Source organism: Streptomyces sp. NPDC024555, assembly GCF_055559335.1.
This window is the reverse complement of the sequence record NZ_JBVHKV010000017.1, coordinates 76,018-82,022: the sequence shown is the minus strand read 5'-3', so window position 1 is coordinate 82,022 and position 6,005 is coordinate 76,018. Positions and strand designations below refer to the sequence as shown.

The following is a 6,005-nucleotide window of genomic DNA, read 5'->3' as shown; positions in this document are numbered from 1 at the left end:
ACCTCCAGGAAAGTGAATGGGGTGTGCGCAGGCAGGCCGGACCGGGCCGGCCGCGGTGATGTCACGCGGCCGGCCGGCGGAGCGGCGTTCCTCAGCGGGGGGGTGTGGGGCGGGCGGGACGCGGTGCGCGTCAGGCGGCGATGTCGCCGGCCTGGAGCTGCCAGAGGGATGCGTAGAGGCCTTGCCGGGCGACGAGTTCGTCGTGGGTGCCCTGTTCGGCGACGACGCCGCCCTGTTCCATGACGTAGATGCGGTCGGCATGGCGGACCGTGGAGAGACGGTGGGCGATGACGATCATGGTGCGGTCGGCCGCGAAGCTGCGCAGGGTGCGCTGGATGGCGGCCTCCGTCTCGTTGTCGACGGCGGAGGTGGCCTCGTCGAGGATGACGACCGGTGAGTCCTTGAGGATCGCGCGCGCCAGGGCGATGCGCTGGCGCTGGCCGCCGGAGAGCGCGGCGCCGCGCTCCCCGATGAGGGTGTCGTAGCCGTCGGGGAGGGCGGCGATGAAGGGGTGCGCCTCGGCCATGGTCGCGGCCTGGACGACGGCCTCGTCGGTGGCGTGGAAACTGCCGTAGCGGATGTTGTCGGCGAGGGTGCCGTCGAAGAGGAACGGGTCCTGGGCGACGAAGCCGATGGCGTGGCGCAGATCGTGGCGGCGCAGCCCGCGGATGTCCCGGCCGTCGAGCCGTACGGTGCCGGATTCGGCGTCCTGGAAGCGCATCAGCAGTTTGGCGATGGTCGTCTTGCCGGAGCCGGTGGCGCCCACCAGGGCGGTGACCTGCCCGGCGGGAACGGTGAGCGAGAGGTCGTCCAGGGCGGCCGGGCGGCCGGGGTAGGCGAAGGTGACGCCGTCGAGGACGAGTTCGCCCCGGACCCGGCCGGGGTCGAGGGGCATGTCGCCGTCGTCGGTCTCGACGGGCAGGGCGCGGAGTCGCTGGACCCGGTCGTAGGAGGTGAGGGTGCGCTGGTACTGGTCGGCGATGCCGCCGAGCCGGCTCATCCGCATCAGCAGCATCTGGGGCAGTCCGATCAGCGGGCTGAACACCTCGAAGCGCAGGGTGCCGTTGAGGACGGAGCGTCCGCCGATGAGCAGGATCCCGGCCATGGAGGCGGTGGTGCAGGCGCGGACGGTCTCGGCGTGGCGGGAGGTGGTGCGGTCGGTCGCGTGGCTGCTGTCCCGGACCTCTTCGCCGAGGGTGTCGATGCGGTCGGCCTCGTACTCCTCGGTGCAGAAGCTCTTGACGGTGGCTCCGGCCTCCAGGGAGTTGATGACCTGGCTGCCGAGCCTGGCCCGGCATTCCCCGGCGACGGCGTAGTCGGCGGCCGCGCGGGACTGATGGTCGAGCGAGAGCCAGGCGATGACCGGGATGGGCAGGAAGGCGATCCAGGCGATCTGCGGTGCCAGGAACAGGAAGGCGGGCACCAGCAGGGCGAGGCTGGTGGCGAGTTGGAGGATGTCGTTGGCCGGGCCGGCGAAGAAGGCGCCGAGCTGGCCCGTGTCGTTGGTGAGCGCCCCGGCGATCCTGCTGGTCCGTTCGCCCTCCAGGTGTTCCATCTCCAGCTGCTGGACGTGCCGGTACGTACGGCTCCGCCAGTCGTGCTCGATGTCCTGGCCGAGCCGGCGCCACTGGAGGGTGGAGGCGTACGAGAGGCCGGCGACGGCGGCGCAGGCGGCGGCCACCAGTCCGGCCAGGCCCCAGAGTTGGGCGGTGGCCGTGGTGAGTCCCAGTGCGGCGAGGGGGGCCGCCTCGCCCTTGATGAGGACGAGGCCGGTCCAGCCGAGGAAGGTGCCGAGCGCCATCTCGGAGATCTGGCAGGCGACGGAGAGCGCGGCGGCGCGGTAGAGGCGGCCGCGGTGGGGGCCGACGATCTCCAGCAGGGGGTGACCGGCCTCGTCCCCGTCCGGCCCGGTCGCCGTGCGGGAGGCCTCGGCGGTGCGGCGCCAGCCCTTGCGGAGGACGGCGGCGGTGGCCGCGGCCGCGCCCCCGGCCGCCACCAGTTGCCTGCTCAGCGCCGAGCCCTTGACGAGGGCGATTCCGGCCGCGATGCCACCGCCGACGGCGATCACCGGCCGGGCGACGGTGCCGATGTCGGTCCTCGGGGCCGGGACGGGGGCCGGCCGGGCGGGGGTCCGGTGCTCCGCCCCGGCCGTGCGCGCGGCGACGAGGGCGACCGCGCGGCGGACGATCCGGCCGACCTCCGCCGCGCCCATGCGTACGTCGTGCCGGACGAGCACCCGGCCGGTGACCGGGTTGGCGCCGGCCTCGGTGATCCCGGGGACGCGGCGCAGCGCGGCGGCGAGGAGCTCGGCCGACCGGGGCCGTCCGAGCACCAGCCCGACGTCCCAGCGCTGGCGGCCCGGGGTGACCGAGCGCGGGCTCGCTCCCCGTTCGACGGGGCGGAGTCCGGCCGGGGCATCGAGGAGCGATGGCATGTGTAACGGTCACCTGTTCGCGGAGGTCGCGGAAATCTGTCGGGAAAATTCGACGGAGCGGAGCGACGGAGCGGGAATTCTTGATCGGCGGAAAAGGGGAGTGGAACGGCCGCGATCGGCCGCCGCCCGCACACATTCGGCCGAAACCTTTCGGCCTGTGTGTCCGGCGACGGCCTCAGGTCCTTAAGGGGACCTTCAGTGCGTCTTGGCGGCGGTCGCCCGGATCTTCGGGGTCTTCGCGTCGCCCTTGGCCGCACCCGGGGACTCGCCCCCGGCGTGGCGGTCGCCGGGCGAGGGAATGTCGATCTCGCCGGCGGCCATCTGCGTGGCGACGACGTCGGCGGCCACCTCGACCGCGAGGTCGTGGATGTTCTCCCCGGCCTCGTGGGCCGCCTTCTTCACCTCCATCGCGATGCCGACGGACGTCTTGACGACACCACGCACCAGTGGCTTGATCAGGCGCTTGGCCAGTGGCGCGACGATGAGGCCGACCAGGAAGGGCGGTACTACGGGAGGCATGATGCTCCGTCCTCTCTACGCATGGGAATGACAGGGAACCCGGACCCCGCGGACAACGGAGCGGTGCGGAGCCGGGCGGATGGAAGCATTCCATCTCGGAATTGAGGATTCATCCGCCGAATCGGATTCTCGAATCACCGGCATGCGTCGTCCGACCCTGTGATCACGGTAGTCGAACCACAACCGCCTGAGCCAAATGGATGTCGTTCGATTCACTCGTGTGAGTGTTCCTTGACTTCTCCCCCGTCACCTGTTTCCTTCCGGGCCCCGAACCCATTCATAGGTTTATCGGATTTTCATTCTCGCGAATCCCCTTTCCGTCATCCCCACGGCACCCGGTGCACCGCACCCCGAACGGATGAATCCCATCGCCCCGACCGCACCTCCCCCGGCCGCTCCCGGCCCGGTGGGCAGGCGGTTCGGCCGTATCGAACGCGCTTGACGCACACGCCAGTTGGCACCGAGTGCCCCCGCGCCGGTGGCACGATGGCGCCATGCCCCGACGCACCCCACCGGTCGTCCTGGCGGCCGCGCTCACCGCCGCGCTGAGCGGATGCGGCAGCGGCGCCACCTCCTCCACGACCACCCCGCTGGTGGACCGCGGCACCGTCCGGATCGCCGAGTCCAGCGAGACACCGAGCTTCGACCCGTACTCCGCGTTCGGCGCCTCCCAGGCCCGCTACGCCTACGACTCCCTGGTCGGCCTCGCCCCCGACGGCACCCCGGTCACCGGCCTGGCCACCTCCTGGCGGGCCACGGCCACCACCGCCTCCTTCACCCTCCGCCCCGGCGTCACCTGCTCCGACGGCACCCGCCTCACCGCCTCGGCGGTCTCCCGGGCCCTCACCTACGCGAGCGATCCGGCCCATCAGCTCGCGGGCGCCCAGACCGTCCTGCCGAACGTCCCGTTCACCGCGTCCGCCGACGACCGGGCCGGCACCGTCTCCGTACGGACCGCCGCCCCGTTCCCGTTCCTCGTCCGCACCGTCGGTCTGCTGCCGATCGTCTGCCCCGCCGGTCTCGACCACCCCGGCCGGCTGGAGCGCACCACCCAGGGCACCGGGCCGTACGTCCTGACCCGCTACACCCCGGGCGGGCCGTACGAGTTCACCGTGCGGGAGGGATACGACTGGGGCCCCGCCGGGGCGACGACGGCCGCACGGGGCCTGCCCGCGCGCCTGGTGCTCACAGTGGTGCCGCAGACCTCCACTGCGGCCAATCTGCTGCTCACCGGCGGCATCGAGATCGCGCATGTGAGCGGACCCGACCGGTCCCGGCTGGACGGGCACGGCCTGTCCGCCACCGAGGTGACCTCCGTCATCGGACTGACCTTCTTCAACCAGCGCCCCGGCCGGGTGCTCGCCGATCCGGTGCTGCGCCGCGCCCTGGTCGCCGGGCTGGACCGGCAGGGGCTCGCCAATGTCGCCGTCGGCGGCCGGGGCAGCCCCGCGGGCGACTTCGGCGCGGTGGGCGCCGTCTGCCGCGCGGCGCTCGCCGACGCCCATCTCCCCTCCTACGACGCCGCCCGCGCCCTGCGGCGCGCCGGATGGACCCGGGCCGGCGACGGTCCGCTCACGAGGGACGGCCGGCCGCTGCGGCTGCGGCTGCTCACCAGCGCCGACCTGGGCCCGACGCTGACCTCGGTCGCGGAGCTGATGGCCCGGCAGTGGACGGAGCTGGGCGCCGAGGTCGACCTGGTCACCGAGAGCCTGCCGGCCCTGGTCAACGCCATGTACCGGACGGCCGACTTCGACGTGGTGATCGGCAGCACCCCGGGGTTCGCCCTGCCGGTCGGCTTCATCCCGTTCTTCTCCGGACCGGCCCCGGCCCGGGGCCTCAACTTCGCCGGGGTCGCCAATCCCGCGTACGACGCCCTGGTGGCCCGCGCCCTGCGCGAGGCCGACACCTCGGGCTGTTCCACCTGGAACCGGGCCGCCGCCGCGCTCTTCCGCTCGGCCGACGCGCTGCCCGTCGCGGAGGGCCGCAGCGGGGTCTACGGCCACCGCACCACGTTCACCACCACGTTCGGCGGCCAGTTGGTGCCCACCAGCATCCGCCTCCACCAGTGATCCGGGGCCCCCATGTCCGTACTTCCCCTGCTGCGGCACCCCTGGACGGTGTTCCTCGGCCGTCGCGGCGCACGGCTGCTGCTCTCCCTCGCGGTCGTGCTCACCGCCTCCTTCGCGATGATCCGGCTCGTGCCCGGTGATCCGGTGCGGGCCGCGCTCGGCGTCGACGCCTCCCCCGGGCTGGTCGCCGCCCGCCGCCACGCCCTGGGGCTCGACGCGCCGCTGCTCTCCCAGTACCGGCAGTACCTCGGCGGACTGCTCCACGGCGAGCTCGGCACCTCCCTGGTCACCGGCACCCCGGTGGCGGAACTGGTCCGCACCCGGCTGCCCGCCACCCTGGAGATCGCCGGCCTCGCCTTCCTGGCCACCCTCGCCGTGGCCCTGCCCGGCGGGCTGCTCGCCGCCGTACGCACCCGGGACGGCCGCCGCCCGCGCACCGAGCTGGCCTTCGCCGTGGGCACCGCCGGACTGGCCGGGGTCCCCGACTTCGTGCTGGCCGCCGGGCTCACCGCACTGCTCGCCGTGGGGCTCCAACTGCTCCCGGTGGCCGGTGCGGCGGGCGTCGAGTCCTTCGTCCTGCCGGTCCTCGCGCTCTCCCTCGCCCCCACCGCCGTCCTGCTGCGCGTCGTGCGGGTGGAGGCGCTGAAGGTCCTGGGCGAGGACTTCATGCGAACCGCCCGCGGCAGACGTCTGTCCCCCGCGCGCCGGCTGCTGCGCCACGCGGCGCCGAACACGGCCACCGCCGCGCTCACCGTCGCCGGCAGCCTGCTGCCCGCGCTGATCGCCGGAACCGTGCTGGTCGAGAAGGTCTTCGCCTGGCCCGGCATCGGCTCCGCCCTGGCCCAGTCCGTCGTCGCGCAGGACTATCCGGTGGTCCAGGCGATGGTGCTGGTGCTGGGCACCTCGGTGCTGCTGGCCGGGGTGCTGGTCGACGTGGCGCTGGCCGTGCTCGATCCCCGCTCGGCGATCCGGGAGATGTGACG

4 protein-coding genes are annotated in these 6,005 nt (G+C 73.4%); 2 read left to right on the top strand and 2 right to left on the bottom strand.

The window, feature by feature from the left end; genetic code table 11:
- Positions 1 to 130: 130 nt before the first annotated feature.
- Positions 131 to 2,434 (bottom strand): ABC transporter ATP-binding protein, encoded by a 2,304-nt coding sequence (locus ACZ4FH_RS27380; RefSeq protein WP_467308126.1) that lies wholly within the window; start codon positions 2,432 to 2,434, stop codon positions 131 to 133.
- A 195-nt stretch (positions 2,435 to 2,629) separates the two neighbouring features.
- Positions 2,630 to 2,953, bottom strand: coding sequence for a DUF5132 domain-containing protein (locus tag ACZ4FH_RS27375; protein ID WP_467308124.1), 324 nt, complete (start codon positions 2,951 to 2,953; stop codon positions 2,630 to 2,632).
- Between the two features lie 494 nt (positions 2,954 to 3,447).
- Here ACZ4FH_RS27375 and ACZ4FH_RS27370 point away from each other — a divergent pair, with 494 nt between their 5' ends.
- Positions 3,448 to 5,022 (top strand): ABC transporter substrate-binding protein, encoded by a 1,575-nt coding sequence (locus ACZ4FH_RS27370; protein ID WP_467308123.1) that lies wholly within the window; start codon positions 3,448 to 3,450, stop codon positions 5,020 to 5,022.
- Positions 5,023 to 5,034: 12 nt separating this feature from the next.
- The gene (locus ACZ4FH_RS27365) at positions 5,035 to 6,003 is read left to right on the top strand and encodes an ABC transporter permease (RefSeq protein ID WP_467308122.1); all 969 of its coding nucleotides are present in this window, start codon (positions 5,035 to 5,037) and stop codon (positions 6,001 to 6,003) included.
- Positions 6,004 to 6,005 lie beyond the last annotated feature (2 nt).

Coding starts and splice junctions, on each gene's coding strand:
- ACZ4FH_RS27375 (WP_467308124.1), bottom strand. CDS start 2,953: ATGCCTCCCGTAGTACCGCCCTTCCTGGTCGGCCTCATCGTCGCGCCA.
- ACZ4FH_RS27380 (WP_467308126.1), bottom strand. CDS start 2,434: ATGCCATCGCTCCTCGATGCCCCGGCCGGACTCCGCCCCGTCGAACGG.
- ACZ4FH_RS27370 (WP_467308123.1), top strand. CDS start 3,448: ATGCCCCGACGCACCCCACCGGTCGTCCTGGCGGCCGCGCTCACCGCC.
- ACZ4FH_RS27365 (WP_467308122.1), top strand. CDS start 5,035: ATGTCCGTACTTCCCCTGCTGCGGCACCCCTGGACGGTGTTCCTCGGC.